Consider the following 22,119-nt stretch of genomic DNA (forward strand, 5'->3'; position numbering starts at 1 on the left):
CATGGGTGAGGTTCCAATGGCGGATGCGGATCAGGACAAGATCCTCGACTACCTCAAGCGGGTAACGGCCGATCTGCACCAGACGCGGCAACGCCTTCGCGAGGTCGAGTCGGCGGAACCGGAGCCGATCGCTATCGTCGGTATGAGCTGCAGGTTCCCCGGAGGCGTGGAGTCTCCGGAGGACCTGTGGGAGCTTGTCGCCGGGGGCCGTGACGCGATATCCGATTTCCCCACGGACCGTGGTTGGGACATCGAGTCGCTGTATGACGACGACCCCGATCAGGAGGGCACCAGTTACACCCGGGAAGGCGGCTTCCTGCACGACGCGGGCAAGTTCGACGCCGCTTTCTTCGGTATCAGCCCGCGCGAGACCCTGGGCATGGACCCGCAGCAGCGCCTGCTGCTGGAAACGTCCTGGGAGGCCTTCGAGCGGGCCGGTATCGACCCTGCGACGTTGCGCGGCAGCCAGGCCGGGGTGTTCATCGGCACCAACGGCCAGACGTATCCGGAGATTCTGCAGCAGGTACCCAAGGGCGTTGAGGGATACCTGATGACCGGCAACGCGGCGAGCGTGGTCTCCGGACGGCTGTCGTACACCTTCGGTCTCGAAGGACCGGCGGTCACCGTCGACACCGCCTGCTCGGCCTCGCTGGTCGCCCTGCACCTGGCGGTGCAGGCGCTGCGCAACGGCGAGTGCTCGCTGGCGCTGACCGGCGGCGTGACGGTGATGGCCAGCCCGCGCTCGTTCGTCCAGTTCAGCCGTCAGCGCGGACTGGCGCCCGACGGCCGCTGCAAGCCGTTCGCCGACTCCGCCGACGGCACCGGCTGGGGCGAGGGCGTCGGCATGCTGCTGGTGGAGCGGCTGTCCGACGCCCGGAAGAACGGCCACCCGGTGCTGGCGATCGTCCGCGGCTCCGCTGTCAACCAGGACGGCGCGAGCAACGGACTGACCGCGCCCAACGGGCCGTCCCAGCAGCGGGTCATCCGCCAGGCGCTCACCAACGCGGGGCTGACCCCCGCCCAGGTCGACGTGGTCGAGGCGCACGGCACCGGCACCACGCTCGGCGACCCGATCGAGGCCCAGGCACTGATCGCCACGTACGGGCAGAACCGGCCGGACGGCCGCCCGCTCTACCTGGGGTCGGTCAAGTCCAACTTCGGCCACACCCAGGCCGCCGCCGGCGTCGCCGGTGTGATCAAGATGGTCAAGGCGATCGAGCACGGTGTGCTGCCGCAGACCCTGCACGTGGACCAGCCGTCCGGCAACGTGGACTGGTCGGCCGGTGCGGTCGAGCTGCTCACCGAGGCGCGGGAGTGGCCGCAGACCGGCCAGCCGCGACGCGCGGGCATCTCCTCGTTCGGCGTGAGCGGCACCAACGCGCACACCGTCATCGAGCAGCCTCCCGCGCAGGACGCCGCCCCCGACGCCGAGACCACCCCCGACGCCGGGGCGCAGCCGCTGCCCGTCCTGCTGTCCGCGCAGAGCGCGGAGGCGCTGCGCGCCCAGGCGCAGCGACTGGTCGACCGGGTGACCGACGACCCCGCGCTCGGCCTGGTGGACCTCGCCCACTCCCTGGCGACCACCCGCTCCGCCCTGGAGCACCGCGCCGTACTGTTCCCCGCCGACCGTGCGGGCCTGCTGCGGGAACTGGGCGCACTGGCCCATGGCGAGGACTCCGCCGACACCGTCCAAGGCGTGGTCGGCGAGGGCAAGACCGCTTTCCTGTTCACCGGCCAGGGCAGCCAGCGCGCGGGCATGGGCAAGGAGCTGTACGAGACATATCCGGTCTTCGCGGAAGCGCTGGACGCCGTCTGCGCGCAGCTCGACCAGCACCTTGCACGGCCCCTGAAGGACGTGCTGTTCGGGTCGGACAGCGAACCGCTGGACCAGACCGCCTACACCCAGCCCGCCCTGTTCGCCCTGGAGGTCGCGCTCTACCGGCACCTCGAACAGTGGGGCCTCATCCCCGACTTCCTGGTCGGCCACTCGATCGGCGAGCTGGCCGCCGCCCATGTCGCCGGGGTGTTCTCGCTGGCGGACGCCTGCTCGCTGGTGGTGGCACGCGGCCGGTTGATGCAAGCGCTGCCGGGCGGCGGTGCGATGATCGCGATCCAGGCCGCCGAGGACGAGGTCGGTCAACTGCTGACCGACCGGGTCAACATTGCCGCGATCAACGGTCCCACGTCGGTCGTCATCGCGGGCGACGAGGACGCCGCCCTGCAGATCGCCGCGCACTTCGAGGCACAGGGCCGCAAGACCAAGCGGCTGACCGTCAGCCACGCCTTCCACTCCCCGCACATGGACGGCATGCTGGCGGAGTTCGGCACCGTCGCCCAGGGCATCACCTACCACCCGCCGGTCATCCCGATCGTCTCCAACCTCACCGGCGCCTCGGTCTCCGCCGAGGAGATCTGCACGCCCGACTACTGGATACGGCACGTCCGCGAAGCCGTCCGCTTCCTGGACGGCATCCGCTACCTGGAATCCCAGAACGTCACCACCTACGTCGAGTTGGGCCCCGACGGGGTCCTCACCGCCCTCGCGCAGGACTGCGTGACCCAGCCGGACGCCGCGTTCGTGCCGGTACTGCGCGCCGCCCGGCCCGAGGCGCGCACCCTGGCCACCGCCGTCGCCCAGGCGCACGCCCACGGTGTGCCGGTGACCTGGGCGGCGGTCTTCGCGGGCCGCGGCGGTCGCCGCGTCGAGCTGCCCACCTACGCCTTCCAGCGCGAGCTGTACTGGCCGGAGCCGCCGACCGCCTGGGTGGGCGATGTCACCTCGGCCGGGCTGGGCTCCGCCGACCATCCGCTGCTGGGCGCCACCGTCGCGCTCGCCGACGCCGACGGGTACCTGTTCACCGGCCGGTTGTCGCTGGCGACCCACCCCTGGCTCGCCGACCACGCCGTGATGGACACCGTCCTGCTGCCCGGCACCGCCTTCGTGGAGTTGGCGATCCGGGCCGGCGACCACGTCGGCTGCGAGCTGCTCGAAGAGCTGACGCTGGAGGCGCCGCTGGTGCTGCCGCCGCACGGCGGGGTGCAGCTGCAACTCGCCGTCGGCGCGCCGGACGGCACCGGGCGCCGTGCGCTGACCCTGTACTCCCGGCTGGAGGACGAAGCCTGGGGCGAGGGCACCTGGATCCGCCACGCCACCGGTGTGCTCGCCCCAGCGGCCCGGCCCGAACCGTTCGACCTGTCCGAGTGGCCGCCGCGCGGCGCCACCGAGGTCGAGGTCGACGGGCTGTACGACTACCTCGTCACGTCCGGCTTCGCCTACGGGCCGGTGTTCCAGGGGCTCAAGGCCGCCTGGCAGCGCGGTGACGAGGTCTTCGCCGAGGTCCGGCTGCCCGAACAGGCCCGCACGGACGCCGACTTGTTCGGCCTGCACCCGGCGCTGCTGGACGCCGCCCTGCACGCCGTCGGCATCGGCTCGCTGCTGGAGGAGACCGAACACGGCCGTCTGCCGTTCTCCTGGAGCGGAGTCTCGTTGCGGGCGGTCGGCGCCGCCGCGCTGCGGGTACGCCTCTCACCCGCCGGACGGGACACCGTGGCCGTGGCGCTCGCCGACGACAGCGGCGCGCCCGTCGCCTCGGTGGACGCGCTGCTGCTGCGGCCGGTGTCCCCGGACCAGGTGCGCTCACACGCCGCACGCGGCGCGTTCTACGAGTCGCTGTTCCGCGTCGACTGGACCAGCACCCCGCTCCCGGCCACCACCACCGTGGCGGCCGGGCAGTGGGCGCTGCTGGGCGACGCCGACAGCGCCACCATCGCCGGGTACGCCGCCGCGCTGCCGACCGCGGCGGCCTACCCGGACCTGGCCGCGCTCGGCGAGGCCCTGGCCGCCGGGGCGCCCACCCCGCAGGCCGTTGTGGTGCCCTTCGCCAGCGGTGCCGACAACGACACCGACACGCTGCCGCACGCCGTCCGGGGCGCGCTGCACCGTGCGCTGGAACTGGCCCAGGCCTGGCTCGCCGACGAACGGTTCGCCGACTCCCGGCTGGTGTTCGCCACCCAGGGTGCGATCGCGACCCGGGCCGACGCCGACGTGCGCGACCTGACGCACGCGCCGCTGTGGGGCCTGGTGCGTTCCGCCCAGTCGGAGAACCCGGACCGCTTCGTCCTGATCGACCTGGACGACCAGGAGTCCTCGCACCGCGCCCTGCCCGCCGCCCTGGCCACCGGCGAGCCGCAACTCGCGCTGCGTGACGGCGCGGTGTCCGTACCGCGGCTGACCAGGATCCTCGCCGAGGACGACCACCATGCCCCGGCGATCGACCCGGACGGCACCGCGCTGGTCACCGGCGCCACCGGCACCCTGGGCGGCCTCGTCGCCCGCCACCTGGTGGCCGAACACGGCGTACGGCACCTGCTGCTGACCAGTCGACGCGGCCCCGAAGCCGACGGCGCCGCCGAACTCGTCGCGGAGCTGGAGGAACTCGGAGCCGAGGTCACCCTCGCCGCCTGCGACGCGGCCGACCGGGCGGCGCTCGCCGCACTGCTGGCGGCGGTCCCGGCCGAGCATCCGCTGACCGCGGTGGTGCACACGGCGGGCGTCCTGGACGACGGGGTCATCGACTCCCTCACCCCGGACCGCATCGACCGCGTCCTGCCCGCCAAGGTCGACGCGGCGCTCAACCTGCATGAGCTGACCCGGGACCTGGACCTGTCGGCGTTCGTGCTGTTCTCCGCCGCCGCGGGCACCCTCGGCGGCCCCGGTCAGGCCAACTACGCCGCCGCCAACGCGTTCCTCGACGCCCTCGCCCAGCGCCGCCGGTCCCAGGGACTGGCCGCCACCGCACTCGCCTGGGGCCTGTGGGCCGAACGCAGCGGCATGACAGGCGAGTTGGGCGACGCCGACCTGCAGCGCATCACCCGCGCGGGCGTGGCCGCCCTCTCCTCCGACGAGGGCCTGGCCCTGCTGGACACCGCGCGGGCGCTGGGCGACGCCGCCCTCGTCCCCATGCACCTGGACCTGGCGTCGCTGCGGCACGCCGACCCGAGCGCGGTCCCCGCACTGCTGCGCGGACTGGTGCGCACCCCGGCCCGGCGCGTTGTGGAGTCCGGCGGCGCGGCGCCCGTCGGCGCGCTCGCCGAGCGGCTGCTGCGGGTCGACGCCGCCGAACGCGACCGGCAGCTGGTGGAGTTGGTGTGCGCGCAGGTGGCCGTGGTGCTCGGCTACCCGGGTCCGGAGGCCGTTGACGCGGGCCGCGCCTTCAAGGAGCTCGGCTTCGACTCGCTGACGGCGGTCGAACTGCGCAACCGGCTCGGCTCGGCAACCGGCGTCCGGCTGCCCGCCACCCTGGTCTTCGACTACCCCACGCCGATCTCCCTCGCGGCCTTCCTGCGCACCGAGATACTCGGCGCCGACGCGGACACCGCGGCCCCGGTGGTCGCCGTGGCGGCGGCGGACGACGACCCCATCGTGATCGTCGGCATGAGCTGCCGCTACCCCGGCGGCGTCACCAGCCCCGAGGAGCTGTGGCGACTCGTCGCCGGGTCCGTCGACGCGATCTCCGAGTTCCCCACCGACCGCGGCTGGAACCTGGACGCCCTCTACGACGAGGACCCGGGACGCGCCGGTACCAGCTACACCCGCGAGGGCGGCTTCCTGCACGACGCCGCCCAGTTCGACCCGGCGTTCTTCGGCATCAACCCGCGCGAAGCCCTCGCCATGGACCCCCACCAGCGACTGCTGCTGGAAACCTCGTGGGAGGCCTTCGAACGCGCGGGCATCGACCCGGCGTCGGTACGCGGCAGCCGCACCGGTGTGTTCGCGGGTGTCATGTACCACGACTACCTGACCCGGCTGCCTGCCGTCCCCGAAGGCCTGGAGGGCTATCTGGGCACGGGCAGCGCGGGCAGTGTCGCCTCCGGACGAGTGGCCTACACCCTCGGCCTCGAAGGCCCCGCCGTCACCATCGACACCGCGTGCTCGTCGTCGCTGGTGGCCCTGCACCTGGCGGCGCAGGCGCTGCGCAACGGCGAGTGCACGCTGGCCCTGGCCGGTGGCGTCACCATCATGTCCACCCCGGACACGTTCATCGACTTCAGCCGCCAGCGCGGGCTCGCCACCAACGGCCGCTGCAAGTCGTTCTCCGGCGACGCCGACGGCACGGGCTGGTCGGAGGGCGCGGGCATGCTGCTCGTCGAGCGGTTGTCGGACGCGCGGCGTAACGGTCATCCGGTGTTGGCGGTCGTGCGGGGTACGGCGGTCAATCAGGATGGTGCGAGTAATGGGCTTACGGCGCCGAATGGTCCGTCGCAGCAGCGGGTGATTCGGCAGGCGTTGGCGAATGCTGGTCTGTCGACGGCGGATGTTGATGCGGTGGAGGCGCACGGTACGGGTACCACGCTCGGTGACCCGATCGAGGCGCAGGCGCTGCTGGCGACGTACGGGCAGGGGCGGCCGGAGGATCAGCCGTTGTGGCTGGGTTCGATCAAGTCGAACTTCGGTCACACGCAGGCTGCCGCCGGTGTTGCCGGGATCATCAAGATGGTGATGGCGATGCGGCATGGTGTGTTGCCGCAGACGCTGCATGTCGATGAGCCGACGCCGCATGTGGACTGGGCGGCGGGTGCGGTCTCGTTGTTGACCGAGGCGCGGGAGTGGCCGGAGACCGGCCGTCCGCGCAGGGCCGGTATTTCCTCGTTCGGTGTGAGCGGCACCAACGCCCACACGATCATCGAGCTGCCCTCGGAGCAGCCCGAGCCCGTGACGGACGGCGCCGTCGAACTCCCGGTGCTGCCGCTGGTGCTGTCCGGCCGAACCGAGGACGCACTGACCGACCAGGCGCGGCGGCTGCTGTCACACGTCGAGGCGGACACCGGCCTCGAACTGCCCGACCTGGCCTACTCGTTGGCGACCACCCGGTCCGCGCTGGAGCGGCGCGCGGTGGTGGTCGCGGGTGACCGGCAGGAGTTCCTGCGGGAGCTGGCCGAGTTGGCCGAGGGCCGGGGTGCGGTACGGGGCGCGGTTGCCGAGGGCAAGGTGGCGTTCCTGTTCACCGGTCAGGGCAGTCAGCGGCTGGGTATGGGCCGGGAGCTTTACGAGGCGTATCCGGTGTTCGCTGAGGCGCTGGATGCGGTGTGTGAGCGCTTCGAACTGCCGTTGATGGACGCGCTGTTCGGTGCTGATGGTGATCTGCTGGATCAGACGGCCTACACGCAGCCTGCGCTGTTCGCGGTCGAGGTTGCGCTGTTCCGGTTGGTTGAGTCGTGGGGGTTGAAGCCTGACTTCCTGTCCGGGCATTCGATCGGTGAGTTGGCTGCCGCGCATGTCGCTGGTGTGCTGTCGCTGGATGACGCTTGTGCGTTGGTGGCGGCTCGTGGCCGTTTGATGCAGGAGCTGCCGGGTGGCGGTGCGATGGTCGCTGTTCAGGCGTCCGAGGATGAGGTCACGCTGACGGATGGCGTGAGCATCGCGGCGATCAACGGTCCGACGTCCGTGGTCATCGCGGGGGATGAGGACGCGGCGCTGGAGATCGCCGCGTCGTTCGAGGCGCAGGGTCGTAAGACGAAGCGGCTGACCGTGAGCCATGCGTTCCACTCGCCGCACATGGACGGGATGCTGGACGCGTTCCGCGAGGTGGCCGCAGGCCTGACGTTCAACGGCCCGCGCATCCCGATCGTCTCCAACCTCACCGGCGCCCTGGTGTCCGCCGAGGAGATCGGTACACCCGACTTCTGGGTCCGCCATGTCCGGGAAGCGGTCCGCTTCCACGACGGCATCCAGGCACTCGAAGCCCTGAACGTCAGCACCTTCATCGAACTCGGCCCGGACGGCGTACTGACCGCCATGGCCCAGGACTGCCTGGCCGACCCGGACGGCAAGGCCTTCGCCGCCGTACTGCGCGACGGCCGCGCCGAGGCCGGAACGCTCACCACCGCCCTTGCCCAGGCGCACGTCCGGGGCATCGCGGTGGACTGGGCCGGGTACTTCGCCGGAACCGGCGCCCAGCGCGTGGATCTGCCGACCTACGCCTTCCAGCGCGAGCGCTACTGGCTTGAGGCGCCGGCCGGTTGGGTGGGCGACGTGGAGTCGGCCGGGCTCGGCCAGGCGCGGCATCCGCTGCTCGGCGCCGCCGTTCCGCTCGCCGACTCCGACGGCGTGCTGTTCACCGGCCGCCTCTCCCTCGACACCCACCCCTGGCTGGCCGACCACGCCGTCATGGGCACGGTGCTGCTGCCCGGCACCGCCTTCGTCGAGTTGGCGATCCGGGCCGGCGACCAGGTCGACTGCGACGTCCTGGAGGAACTCACCCTGGAGGCGCCGCTGGTGCTCACCGAGCACCAGGCGGTCCAGCTCCAGGTCGTGGTGGGTTCGCCCGACGACGCCGGGCGTCGTCCGCTGGACCTGTACTCACGCTCCCAGGACGCCCCGGCCGACGAACCGTGGACCCGCAACGCCAGCGGCATGCTCGCGTCCGGCGCGGCGCGGCCGTCCTTCGCCCTGACCGAATGGCCGCCGTCCGGCGCCGAGGCGGTCGAGACCGAGGGCCTGTACGAGCATCTCGCTTCCGGCGGCTTCGCCTACGGGCCGGTGTTCCAGGGGCTGCGCGCCGCCTGGCGGCGCGGCGACGAGGTGTACGCCGAGGTCCGACTCCCCGATGACCGGCAGTCCGAGGCCGGGCACTTCGGCCTGCACCCGGCGCTGCTGGACTCCGCGCTGCACGGCACGTTCGTCCAGGACGGCGCGGAGGAACAGGGCCGTCTGCCGTTCTCGTGGCGTGGCGTGACCCTGCACGCGGTGGGCGCCGGTGCGCTGCGGGTGCGGCTCGCGCCGACCGGCACCGACGGTGTGTCGCTGGAACTGGCCGACGTCAACGGCGAGCCGGTGGCCTCGGTGGCGAACCTGACGCTGCGCCCGGTCTCCGCCGATCAACTCGCCGGCAGCCGCACCGCGTTCCACGAGTCGCTGTTCCGGCTGGACTGGGCCACCGTGCCGGTGGCGCCCGCCACCGCGGGTGACTGGGCGGTACTGGACGGCGCCGAACTCACCGTGCCCGGCACCCGCTACCCGAACCTCGCCGCCCTGCGTACCGCGATCGACGCGGGCGAGGCCGTCCCGGAGTATGTCTTCGCGGCCCGCGCCGCGTCCGGCACCGAGGACCTGGCCGCGGCGGTCCGCACGACCACCCACGAGGCGCTGAGCCTGGTCAAGGCGTGGCTGGACGACGAGCGGTTCGAGCGGTCCCGTCTGGTGTTCGTCACCCAGGGCGCGATCGCCACGCACACCGACGCCGATGTACGGGACGTGGCGCACGCCCCGGTGTGGGGTCTGGTGCGCTCGGCGCAGTCCGAGAACCCGGACCGCTTCGTGCTGGCCGACCTCGACGGCGACGACAGTTCGTACGAGGCCCTGCCCGGCGCGCTGGCCTGCGGTGAGCCGCAGTTCGCCGTGCGCCGCGGCACCGTGCACGCCCCCCGGCTGGGCAGGGTCGCCGCGACCGGCTCCCTGGTGCCCCCGGTTGGCGAACGGGCGTGGCGGATGGACATCCAGGACAAGGGCACGCTGGAGAACCTGACGCTGGTCCCGTGCCCGGAGGCCGCCGAGCCGCTGGCCCCCGGCGAGGTCCGGGTCGCGGTACGAGCCGCGGGCCTGAACTTCCGCGATGTGCTCAACGCGCTCGGTATGTACCCGGGTGACGCGGGCCTGATGGGCAGCGAGGGCGCCGGTGTCGTCGTGGAGACCGGTCCCGGGGTGACCGACCTGGCGCCGGGCGACCGCGTCATGGGCATGCTGCCCGGTGGGTTCGGGCCGCTCGTGGTGGCCGACCGCCGGATGATCGCCCCGATGCCGGAAGGCTGGACGTTCGCCCAGGCCGCGTCCGTGCCGATCGTCTTCATGACCGCCTACTACGCGCTGCGTGACCTCGCCGACCTGAAGTCCGGCGAATCGCTGCTGGTGCACGCCGCCGCGGGCGGTGTGGGCATGGCCGCCGTGCAGTTGGCCCGCCACTGGGGCGTCGAGGTGTTCGCCACGGCCAGCCCCGCCAAGTGGGACACCCTGCGCGGCCTCGGCCTGAGCGACGACCGGATCGCCTCGTCCCGCACCCTGGACTTCGAGGAGACGTTCCGGGCGGCGAGCGACGGCCGCGGTGTGGATGTCGTACTCGACTCGCTGGCACGGGAGTTCGTCGACGCCTCGCTGCGACTGCTGCCGCGCGGCGGCCGGTTCGTCGAGATGGGCAAGACCGACGTCCGCGACCCCGAACAGGTCGCGGCCGAGCACCCGGGTGTGACGTACCAGGCGTTCGACCTGGTGGAAGCGGGCCTTGACCGCATCCAGGAAATGCTCACCGAACTCCTTGAGCTCTTCGAGCGCGGTGCGCTGGACCCGCTGCCGATCACGGCCTGGGATCTGCGCCGGGCACCCGACGCCTTCCGCTACCTGAGCCAGGCCCGGCACGTCGGCAAGGTGGTCCTCACCATCCCCGCCGACTGGAACCCGGACGGCACCGTACTGATCACCGGTGGCACCGGCACCCTGGGCGGCATCGTCGCCCGGCACGCGGTCACCGAGCGCGGCGCCCGCCACCTGCTGCTGACCAGCCGCCGCGGCGCACAGGCCGAAGGCGCCGCGGAACTCGCCGCGGAACTGGAGGAGTTGGGCGCACGGGTCACGATCACCGCGTGTGACGCGGCCGACCGTGAGGCGCTCGCCTCGCTGCTGGCGGACATCCCGGCGGAACACCCCCTGACGGCCGTGGTGCACACGGCGGGCGTGCTCGACGACGGTGTCGTCGGCTCGCTGACGCCCGAGCGGGTCGACCGGGTACTGCGTCCCAAGGTGGACGCCGCCGCCAACCTGCACGACCTCACCCGCGACCTGGACCTGGCCGCGTTCGTGCTGTACTCCTCGGCCGCCGGTACGTTCGGCGGTGCGGGACAGGCCAACTATGCCGCCGCCAACGTCTTCCTCGACACCCTCGCCCAGCACCGCCAGGCCCAGGGCCTGCCGGGCAGCTCGCTGGCCTGGGGACTGTGGGCCGAAGCCAGCGGTATGACCGGCGAGTTGGACGAGACCGACAAGTCCCGGATGACCCGCTCCGGTGTGCTCGGCCTGTCCTCGGCCGAGGCGCTGTCCCTGTTCGACGCCGCCCACCAGGTGGGCGACGCGCTCCTGGTCCCCATGCAGCTCGACCTGGCGCCGCTGCGGCACGCCGACGCGAGCATGGTGCCCGCACTGTTGCGCGGACTGGTGCGCGCACCCGCACGACGGGCCGTCGAGGCCGGTACCGCGACATCGGGATCGTCCCTCGTGGACCGGCTGGTCCGGCTGCCCGAGGCGGAACGGGACCAGGCCCTGCTGGACCTCGTACGTTCCCAGGTGGCCGCCGTCCTCGGCCACGCCTCGCCCGACGCGGTGGAAGCCAGCAGGGCCTTCAAGGACCTGGGCTTCGACTCGCTGACCGCCGTCGAGTTCCGCAACCGCCTCGGCGGCGCCGCCGGGCTGCGGCTGCCCGCGACGCTGGTCTTCGACTATCCGACGCCCACCGCGCTGGCCGCATATCTGCGTGATGAACTCCTCGGTTCCGAGGCCGCCGCGGCGGTAATCCAGCACGCCGCCACCGCGGTTGACGACGACCCGATCGCGATCGTCGCCATGAGCTGCCGCTTCCCCGGGGACGTCCGCACCCCCGAAGACCTGTGGGAGCTGCTCGCCGAGGGCCGGGACGGCATCGCACACCTGCCGTCGGACCGCGGCTGGGACACCGAGGCGCTCTACGACCCCGACCCGGACCGGCCGGGCACCTCGTACGCCCGCGAGGGTGGCTTCTTCTACGACGCCAACCACTTCGACCCGGCGTTCTTCGGGATCAACCCGCGCGAGGCGCTGGCGATGGACCCGCAGCAGCGGCTGCTGCTGGAGACCTCGTGGGAGGCGTTCGAGCGGGCCGGTGTCGACCCGACGGGCCTGCGCGGCAAGCAGGTTGGCGTCTTCGTCGGCCAGATGCACAACGACTACGTCTCGCGCCTCAACGTGGTCCCGGAGGGTGTCGAGGGCTATCTGGGTACCGGCGGCTCCAGCAGCATCGCCTCCGGCCGCGTCTCGTACACCTTCGGCTTCGAGGGCCCCGCGGTCACCGTCGACACCGCGTGCTCGTCGTCGCTGGTGGCCCTGCACCTGGCGGCGCAGGCGCTGCGCAACGGCGAGTGCACGCTGGCCCTGGCCGGTGGTGTCACCATCATCACCACACCGGAGGTGTTCACCGAGTTCAGCCGCCAGCGCGGACTGGCCGCCGACGGCCGCTGCAAGCCGTTCGCGGCAGCGGCGGACGGCACGGCGTGGGGTGAAGGCGTCGGCATGCTGCTGGTCGAGCGGTTGTCGGACGCGCGGCGTAACGGTCATCCGGTGTTGGCGGTCGTGCGGGGTACGGCGGTCAATCAGGATGGTGCGAGTAATGGGCTTACGGCGCCGAATGGTCCGTCGCAGCAGCGGGTGATTCGGCAGGCGTTGGCGAATGCTGGTCTGTCGACGGCGGATGTCGATGCGGTGGAGGCGCACGGTACGGGTACCACGCTGGGTGACCCGATCGAGGCGCAGGCGCTGCTGGCGACGTATGGGCAGGGGCGGCCGGAGGATCAGCCGTTGTGGCTGGGTTCGATCAAGTCGAACTTCGGCCACACGCAGGCTGCCGCCGGTGTTGCCGGGATCATCAAGATGGTGATGGCGATGCGGCATGGTGTGTTGCCGCAGACGCTGCATGTCGATGAGCCGTCGCCGCATGTTGACTGGGCGGCGGGTGCGGTCTCGTTGTTGACCGAGGCGCGGGAGTGGCCGGAGACCGGCCGTCCGCGCAGGGCCGGTGTCTCCTCGTTCGGCATGAGCGGCACCAACGCACATGCCATCATCGAGCAGCCTTCGGTGGCACAGGACGAACGTCCGGACGCCACCCGCCCGAGCACGGTCGTGCCGTGGGCGTTGTCGGCGAAGTCCGCCGACGCGCTGAGCGGTCAGGCCGACGCGTTGCGGTCCCGCCTCGAATTGGATCCGAGCCTCGAACCGGCCGACATCGGTTACTCGTTGGCCACCGGCCGAGCCTTCTTCGAACACCGCGCGGTGGTGGTCGCGGGTGACCGGCAGGAGTTCCTGCGGGAGCTGGCCGAGTTGGCCGAGGGCCGGGGTGCGGTACGGGGCGCGGTTGCCGAGGGCAAGGTGGCGTTCCTGTTCACCGGTCAGGGCAGTCAGCGGCTGGGTATGGGCCGGGAGCTTTACGAGGCGTATCCGGTGTTCGCTGAGGCGCTGGATGCGGTGTGTGGGCGACTTGAACTGCCGCTGCGCGATGTGCTGTTCGGTGCTGATGGTGATCTGCTGGATCAGACGGCCTACACGCAGCCCGCGCTGTTCGCGGTCGAGGTGGCGCTGTTCCGGTTGGTTGAGTCGTGGGGGTTGAAGCCTGACTTCCTGTCCGGGCATTCGATCGGTGAGCTGGCGGCGGCGCATGTGGCGGGTGTGCTGTCGCTGGATGACGCTTGTGCGTTGGTGGCGGCTCGTGGCCGGTTGATGCAGGAGCTGCCGGGTGGCGGCGCGATGGTCGCTGTTCAGGCCGCCGAGGATGAGGTCACGCTGACGGATGGCGTGAGCATCGCGGCGATCAACGGTCCGACGTCCGTGGTCATCGCGGGTGACGAGGACGCGGCGCTGGAGATCGCCGCGGCCTTCGAGGCGCAGGGTCGTAAGACCAAGCGCCTGACCGTGAGCCATGCGTTCCACTCGCCGCACATGGACGGGATGCTGGACGCGTTCCGCGAGGTGGCCGCAGGCCTGACGTTCAACGCCCCGCGCATCCCGATCGTCTCCAACCTCACCGGCGCCCTGGTGTCCGCTGAGGAGATCACCGCGCCGGACTTCTGGGTCCGCCACGTCCGGGAAGCGGTCCGCTTCCACGACGGCATCCAGGCACTCGAAACCCACGGCGTCACGACGTACATCGAACTCGGCCCGGACGGTGTCCTGTCGGCGATGGCCCAGGACTGCGTCACGAACGAGGACGCGGCCTTCGTCCCCGTACTGCGCGACGGCCGCGCCGAGGCCAGGACGTTGGCCACCGCCCTCGGGCAGGCGCACGTGCGTGGTGCGGCCGTGGACTGGGAGGCGTACTTCTCCGGAACCGGGGCGCGGCGCGTCGATCTGCCGACGTATGCCTTCCAGCGGCAGCTGTTCTGGCTGGACGCGGGATCGGCGGGCGGCGATGTGTCGTCGGCCGGTCTCGGCGCGGCGGACCACCCGCTGCTGGGCGCGGCCGTGGAACTGCCGGACTCCGACGGGGTGGTGCTCACCGGTCGGCTGTCCCTGCAGACGCACCCCTGGCTGGCCGACCACGCCGTCATGGACAGCGTCCTGCTGCCCGGCACCGCGTTCGTCGAGCTGGCGCTGCGCGCCGGTGACCAGGTCGGTTGCGACTATCTGGACGAGCTGACGCTGGAGGCGCCGCTGGTGCTTCCGGAGCGCGGCGGGGTGCAGCTGCGGCTGTCGCTCGGCGCGGCCGATGAGGCGGGCCGTCGAGCCCTGACCATGCACTCCCGGGCGGAGCACGCCTCGTCCGACGAGCCGTGGCTGCGCCATGCCAGCGGTGTACTGGCCGAGGGCGCACCGACCGCCTCCTTCGAGCTGGACGTATGGCCGCCGGAGGGCGCGCAGGCCGTCGAGGTCGAGGGGCTGTACGACGGGCTTGCCGCGTCCGGCTTCGGCTACGGTCCGGTGTTCCAGGGCCTGAAGGCCGCCTGGCGGCACGGCGACGAGGTGTTCGCCGAGGTGCGCTTGGCGGAGGACGCCGAGGCGGAGGCCGCACGGTTCGTGCTGCACCCGGCGCTGCTCGACTCCGCGTTGCACGCCCTCGGATTGCGTGCCGCCGACGAGCCGGGGCAGGGGCGGCTGCCGTTCTCCTGGAGTGGCGTCTCGGTGCACGCGGTGGGTGCCACCGCCCTGCGGGTCCGGCTGCGGCCTGCCGCGACGGGCGATGTGTCGCTGACCATCGCCGATGCCACCGGTGTCGCCGTCGCTTCCGTCGAGAGCCTGGCCTTGCGGACGGTGTCCCCTGAGCAGCTCGGCGCCGCACGCGGCGGCGGGCACGGGGATGCGCTGTTCCGGGTGGACTGGACGGCGTTGGCCCTGCCCGCGGAGCCGGTGGCGTACGACGACCGCTGGGCGCTGCTGGGTGATGAGAGCGCTGGCCTGCCCGTCCGCGGGTACGCGGATCTGGCCGCGCTCGACACGGCGCTGGAGTCCGGCGTGTCGGTGCCGGAGACCGTCTTCGTCAGCCTGCCCACCAGCGACCTCGAACGTGCCTCGGCGGTGCACACGGCCACCAGCGCGGCACTGGAACTGCTGCGGTCCTGGCTGGGCGACGAGCGGTTCGCCGACTCCCGGCTGGTGTTCATCACGCGCGGCGCGGTCGCGACACGGGCCGACGCGGACGTACGGGACCTGGTACACGCCCCGGTGTGGGGTCTGGTGCGCTCGGCGCAGTCCGAGAACCCGGACCGCTTCGTCCTGGTCGACCTCGATGACCAGGAAGCCTCGTGCACGGCACTGCCCGCCGCCCTGGCCACCGGCGAGCCGCAACTCGCCCTGCGCGAGGGCTCGGTACGGGTCCCGCGGCTGGCTCGCGCCACCGCTGACACCGCCGTGGCCGAGTGGGATCCGCAGGGCACGGTTCTGATCACCGGCGCCAGCGGCACGCTGGGCGGCCTGTTCGCCCGGCACCTCGTCAGCGAACGCGGCGTACGCCGGCTGCTGTTGGTCAGCCGCCGTGGCGCCACTTCGGAACTCACCGCAGAGCTTGAGCGGTTGGGCGCCACCGTCACCTCGGCCGCGTGTGACGTGGCCGATCGGGAGGCGCTGGCCGAGGTGCTGGCCGCCATTCCGGCCGAGCATCCGCTGACCGGGGTGGTACACGCCGCCGGTGTGCTGGACGACGGTGTGATCGGCTCGCTGACCGCGGAGCGCATTGAGCGCGTACTGCGCCCGAAGGTGGACGCGGCCTGGAATCTGCATGAGCTGACCCGCGATCTCGAACTGTCGGCGTTCGTGCTGTTCTCCTCGGCCGCCGGTGTGTTCGGCGGCGCGGGCCAGGGCAACTACGCGGCGGCGAACACCTTCCTCGACGCACTCGCCCAGCACCGCAGGGCCCAGGGCGTTCCGGCGCTTTCGCTGGCCTGGGGACTGTGGGACGAAGCCGGCGGCATGGGCGCGGAGTTGGCAGAGGCAGACCGCGGACGCATCAGCCGGGGCGGAATCTCCGCGCTCTCCGCCGAGACGGGCCTTGCCCTGTTCGACCTGGCGCAGACCGCCGCCGACGCGCAGCTGGTGCCCATTCCGCTGGACATGGCCGCGCTACGGGCACAGGCGAGCAGCGGCATGCTGCCCTCGCTCCTGCGTGGCCTGGTGCGTACGCCGACCCGTCGGACGGCGACAGCCACCGACGCCGTACCGTCCGGGGCGCTGGCCCAGCGACTGGCCGGACTGTCGGCCGACGAACAGGACGCCGCACTGCTGGAGTTGGTGCGCAGCCAGGTCGCGTCGGTGCTGGGACACACTTCGGCGGACGCGGTCGAGGCAGGCCGGGCGTTCAAGGAGCTCGGCTTCGACTCGCTCACCTCGGTCGAACTGCGCAACCGCCTCAACACCGCCACCGGCGTACGGCTCCCGGCCACCCTGGTCTTCGACTACCCGACCGCCGGTGCGGTCGCCGAGTACCTGCGTTCGGAGGTCCTCGGGGTCGAGACGGCCGTGGCCGCGCCCACCCCGATGCTCGCGGTCGCCGACGATGATCCGATCGCGATCATCGGGATGAGCTGCCGCTACCCCGGAGGTGTGGAGACCCCCGAGGACCTGTGGCGGCTGGTGGTCGGGGGTGGCGATGCCATCTCCGAGTTCCCGCAGGGCCGCGGTTGGGATCTGGAGTCGCTGTACGACCCGGACCCCGACGGCAAGGGCACCAGCTACACCCGCGAGGGCGGCTTCCTGCACGACGCGGGCCAGTTCGACCCGGCGTTCTTCGGGATCTCACCGCGCGAGGCCGTCGCGATGGACCCGCAGCAGCGGTTGCTGCTGGAGACGACCTGGGAGGCGTTCGAGCGGGCCGGGATCGATCCGACCACCATGCGCGGCAGCCGTACCGGCGTCTTCGCGGGCATCATGTACCACGACTACGCCACCCGTATCACCTCCGTGCCCGACGGCGTGGAGGGCTACCTGGGGACCGGCAACTCCGGCAGCATCGCCTCCGGCCGCGTCTCCTACGCGTTCGGCCTCGAAGGCCCCGCGGTGACCGTCGACACGGCCTGCTCCTCTTCGCTGGTCGCGCTGCACTGGGCGATCCAGGCGCTGCGCAACGGCGAGTGCTCCATGGCACTGGCCGGTGGTGTCACCGTCATGTCCACCCCCGGTACCTTCACCGAGTTCAGCCGGCAGCGCGGTCTGGCGGCGGACGGCCGGATCAAGTCGTTCGCGGCCGCCGCCGACGGCACGAGTTGGTCGGAGGGTGCGGGCATGCTGCTCGTCGAGCGGCTGTCGGACGCGCGGAAGAACGGCCACCCCGTGCTGGCCGTGGTCCGTGGCAGCGCCATCAACCAGGATGGCGCCAGCAACGGGCTCACGGCGCCCAACGGCCCTTCGCAGCAACGGGTGATCCGCCAGGCGCTGGCCAGCGCCGGTCTGGCCAGCAGCCAGATCGACGTGGTCGAGGCGCACGGCACCGGCACCACGCTCGGTGACCCGATCGAGGCGCAGGCGCTGCTGGCCACATACGGCCGGGAACGCGATGAGCACCAGCCGCTGTGGCTGGGATCGATCAAGTCCAACATGGGCCATACGCAGGCCGCCGCCGGTGTTGCCGGGATCATCAAGATGGTGATGGCGATGCGGCATGGTGTGTTGCCGCGGACGCTGCATGTTGATGAGCCGACGCCGCATGTTGACTGGGCGGCGGGGGCGGTGTCCCTGTTGACCGAGGCGCGGCAGTGGCCGGAGACCGGTCGGCCGCGTCGGGCCGCGGTGTCCTCGTTCGGCATCAGCGGCACCAACGCGCACACCATCCTTGAGCAGCCGCCGGCCGACGAGCACGAGGCCGGAACCACCGTGACGCCGCCGGTCCACACCTGGACGCTGTCCGCGAAGTCCGACGAAGCGCTGCGGGCCCAAGCCGAGCGGCTGCGGTCCCGGGTCGAGACGGAATCGAACCTCGAACTGGCCGATGTCGGCTACTCGCTGGCCACGGGCCGGTCGGTCTTCGACCACCGCGCGGTGGTCACCGCGGCGGACCGCGACGGCTTCCTGCGGGGGCTGGCGGCACTGGCCGAGGGCGGCGTCACCACGGGCCTGACGCAGGGGACGGTGGCCGAGGGCAAGGTGGCGTTCCTGTTCACCGGTCAGGGCAGTCAGCGGCTCGGTATGGGGCGGGAGTTGTACGAGGCGTATCCGGCCTTCGCGGAGGCGTTGGATGCGGTGTGTGATGGCTTCGACCTGCCGTTGCGGGATGTGCTGTTCGGTTCTGATGGTGGCGTGCTGGATCAGACGGGGTACACCCAGCCTGCGTTGTTCGCGGTTGAGGTGGCGTTGTTCCGGTTGGTCGAGTCGTGGGGGTTGAAGCCCGATTTCGTGTCCGGGCATTCGATCGGTGAGCTGGCTGCCGCGCATGTTGCCGGGGTGCTGTCGCTGGATGACGCTTGTGCGTTGGTGGCGGCTCGTGGTCGGTTGATGCAGGAGCTGCCGGGTGGCGGTGCGATGGTGGCTGTTCAGGCCGCCGAGGATGAGGTCACGCTGACGGATGGCGTGAGCATTGCGGCGATCAATGGGCCTTCCTCTGTCGTCATCGCGGGCGACGAGGCCGAGGTTCTGGAGATTGCTGCGGGCTTCGAGGCGCAGGGTCGTAAGACGAAGCGGCTGACCGTGAGCCATGCGTTCCATTCGCCGCATACGGATGGGATGTTGGCGGACTTCCGCAAGGTGGCGGAGGGGCTGAGGTATGCGGCGCCGCGCATTCCGGTGGTGTCGAACCTGACTGGTGGGGTGGTCTCTGCCGAGGAGATCGGCTCGGCCGACTTCTGGGTACGGCATGTCCGCGAAGCGGTCCGTTTCCTCGACGGGGTACGGGCTCTGGAAGCCGCGGGCGTGCGCACATTCGTCGAGCTGGGGCCGGACGGTGTGCTGTCGGCGATGGCGCAGGACTGCGTCACATCCGAGGGCGCCACGTTCGTGCCGGTGCTGCGCGGCGGCCGTCCCGAGGCGGAGACGCTGACGGCCGCGTTGGCCGGAGCGTATGTCCGCGGTGTACCGGTGGACTGGCAGGCGTACTTCGCCGGATCCGGTGCGCGCCGGATGGAACTGCCCACGTATCCGTTCCAGCGCGAGTGGTACTGGCTCAACTCGGCCGCCCCGCAGGCGGGTCCGGGCGACGCGGCCGGCCTCGGCCTGGGCGCCACCGACCATCCGCTGCTCGGTGCCGCGGTCGAACTGCCGGATGCGGAAGGGTTCCTGTTCACCGGCCGACTGTCGCTGGACACCCACCCGTGGCTGGCCGACCACGCGGTCATGGACGCGGTACTGCTGCCCGGCACGGCGTTCGTGGAAATGGCACTGCGCGCGGGCGAGCAGGCCGGTTGTGAGCACATCGAGGAACTGACGCTGGAAGCGCCGCTGATCCTCCCCGAACGGGGCGGGGTCCAACTGCGGCTCTCCCTGGGCGCGGCCGACGAGTCGGGGCGGCGTTCGCTGACCCTGCACTCGCGGTCTGAGCAGGCCTCGGCCGATGAACCATGGCTGCGGCATGCGACGGGTGCGCTGGGGGAGCGCGAGTCGGAGGCGTCGTTCGACTTCGGCGTGTGGCCTCCGCAGGACGCCGAGGCGGTGACCGTCGACGGCCTGTACGAGGGCCTGGCGGCAGCCGGATTCGCGTACGGCCCGGTGTTCCAGGGCCTGCGGGCCGCCTGGCGGCGCGGTGATGAGGTGTTCGCCGAGGTCGGCTTGCCGGAGGGCGCGGAAGAGGACGCCTTCGGGCTGCATCCGGCCCTGCTGGACGCGGTGTTGCACGGCATCGGACTCGGCGAACTGGTCGAGGACACCGGGCAGGGACGTCTGCCGTTCTCCTGGTCGGGCGTCTCGCTGTACGCGGTGGGTGCCGCCACGGTCCGGGTTCGGCTGGCTTCGGCCGGACGGGACGCGGTGGCGCTGGAGATCGCCGACTCGGCCGGTGCGCCGGTGGCGTCGGTGGACGCGTTGGCCCTGCGGTCGGTCTCGCCGGAGCGGTTGGGCGGCGGTCGTGGCGTCCCGGCGGACTCGCTGTTCCGGGTGGAGTGGACACCGGTCACGGTGACCCAGGGCGCGGAGCCGGACGGCGGCTGGACCGTGATCGGCGCCGGGGATCTCGCGGAACTGGATTCCGTGCCCGGCACTGTGGTGGTCGACGGTCTGACCTCCGCTGCGACGGGGTCCGCCGAGGACGTACACGGTGCGGTGCATCGGGCCCTGGAACTGGTGCAGTCATGGCTGGCCGATGAGCGGTTCGCCGATGCCCGACTGGTGTTCGTCACGCATGGTGTGGCGGATCTGGCGGGTTCGGCCATGCGGGGTCTGGTGCGGTCGGCGCAGTCGGAGAACCCGGGCCGGTTCGCGCTGGTCGACGTCGACGGTGCGGAGGTGTCGCGGGAGCTGTTGGCGGCCGCGGTGGCGTCCGGTGAGCCGGAGGTGGCCGTACGCGGCGACCGGGTCGAGGTGCCCAGGCTGGCGCGGGCTGTCGCTGACGGCGAGGAGTCGTCGTTCGCCGAGGACGGCACGGTGTTGATCACCGGTGCCAGTGGCCAGTTGGGCGGGGTGTTCGCCCGGCATCTGGTGGCCGAGCGCGGAGTGCGGCAGCTGCTGCTGGTCAGCCGCCGAGGGGCCGAGGCCGCGGGTGCGGCCGAACTGACCGCTGACCTGTACGACTTGGGCGCCGAGGTCACCTGGGCGGCCTGCGATCTGGCCGATCGGGAGGCACTTGCGGGAGTGCTGGCCGCGGTTCCGGCCGAGCATCCGCTGACTGGGGTGGTGCACACCGCCGGTGTGCTGGACGACGGTGTCATTGGCTCGCTGACCGAGGAGCGCATCGATCGGGTTCTGCGTCCGAAGGTGGATGCGGCCTGGAACCTGCATGAGCTCACTCAGGACGTGGATCTGTCGGCGTTTGTGTTGTTCTCGTCGGCTGCTGGTGTGTTCGGTGGTGCGGGGCAGGGCAATTACGCGGCGGCGAACAGCTTCCTTGACGCGCTGGCGGAGCACCGTAGGTCGCGGGGGCTGGCGGCGAGTTCGTTGGCGTGGGGTCTGTGGTCCACCGGTATGGCTGATGAGTTGGATGCGGCTGATGTTGAGCGGTTGAACCGTGGTGGTGTGGCCGCGTTGTCCGTGGCGGACGGTGTGGCGTTGTTCGACGCGGCTGGGCGCGCTGGTGAGGCGTTGTTGGTGCCGATGCGGTTGGACATGGCCGGGTTGCGGGTGCAGGCGGGCAGCGGCATGCTGCCGCCCCTGCTGCGCGGCCTGGTCCGCACCCCCACCCGCCGCGCCACCGCGGCAGCGGCGGCGACCGGCGGCGAGTCCGCGCTGCTCGCGCGCCTGGCCGGACTGTCGGCGGCCGAGCAGGACGCCGTACTCCTGGAGCTGGTCTGCACCCATGTCGCGGCCGTACTCGGCTACGCGGGACCCGAAGCCGTCGATCCCGGACGGTCGTTCAGCGAGGTCGGCTTCGACTCGCTGACCGCGGTCGAACTCCGCAACCGCCTGAACGCGGCCACCGGGGTCCGGCTACCGGCCACCCTGATATTCGACTACCCGACACCTACGGCACTGGTTCGGTTCCTGCGGGAAGAGATTCTCCAGGACGGTCTGGCGGCGGTGACACCGCTGCTCGCAGAGCTCGACAAGTTGGAAGCCTCTCTCGCAGTGGCGCTCCCCGACGATGACGGTCGTTCGCGGATCACCGCCCGCCTACAGGCCCTGCTGGCCAAGTGGAGCGAGGCCCGCGGCCCGGAGGACACGGCCGATGCGGCCGATGTCGCCGACGAACTGGAGACGGCGACGGACGACGACCTCTTCGACTTCATCGGCAAAGAGTTCGGGATTTCTTGACGTGATCGGCTCTGCCT

The 22,119-nt window shown here is 71.7% G+C and carries 1 protein-coding gene; it reads left to right on the plus strand.

All coding sequences use genetic code 11. The features are described from left to right. The first annotated feature begins 1 nt into the window (after nt 1). Nucleotides 2-22,102, plus strand: coding sequence for an SDR family NAD(P)-dependent oxidoreductase (locus P2L57_RS06915; RefSeq protein ID WP_443732074.1), 22,101 nt, complete (start codon nt 2-4; stop codon nt 22,100-22,102). Nucleotides 22,103-22,119 lie beyond the last annotated feature (17 nt).

The sequence above is a fragment of the Streptantibioticus ferralitis genome, assembly GCF_029223525.1.
GTDB lineage: Bacteria > Actinomycetota > Actinomycetes > Streptomycetales > Streptomycetaceae > Streptantibioticus_A > Streptantibioticus_A ferralitis.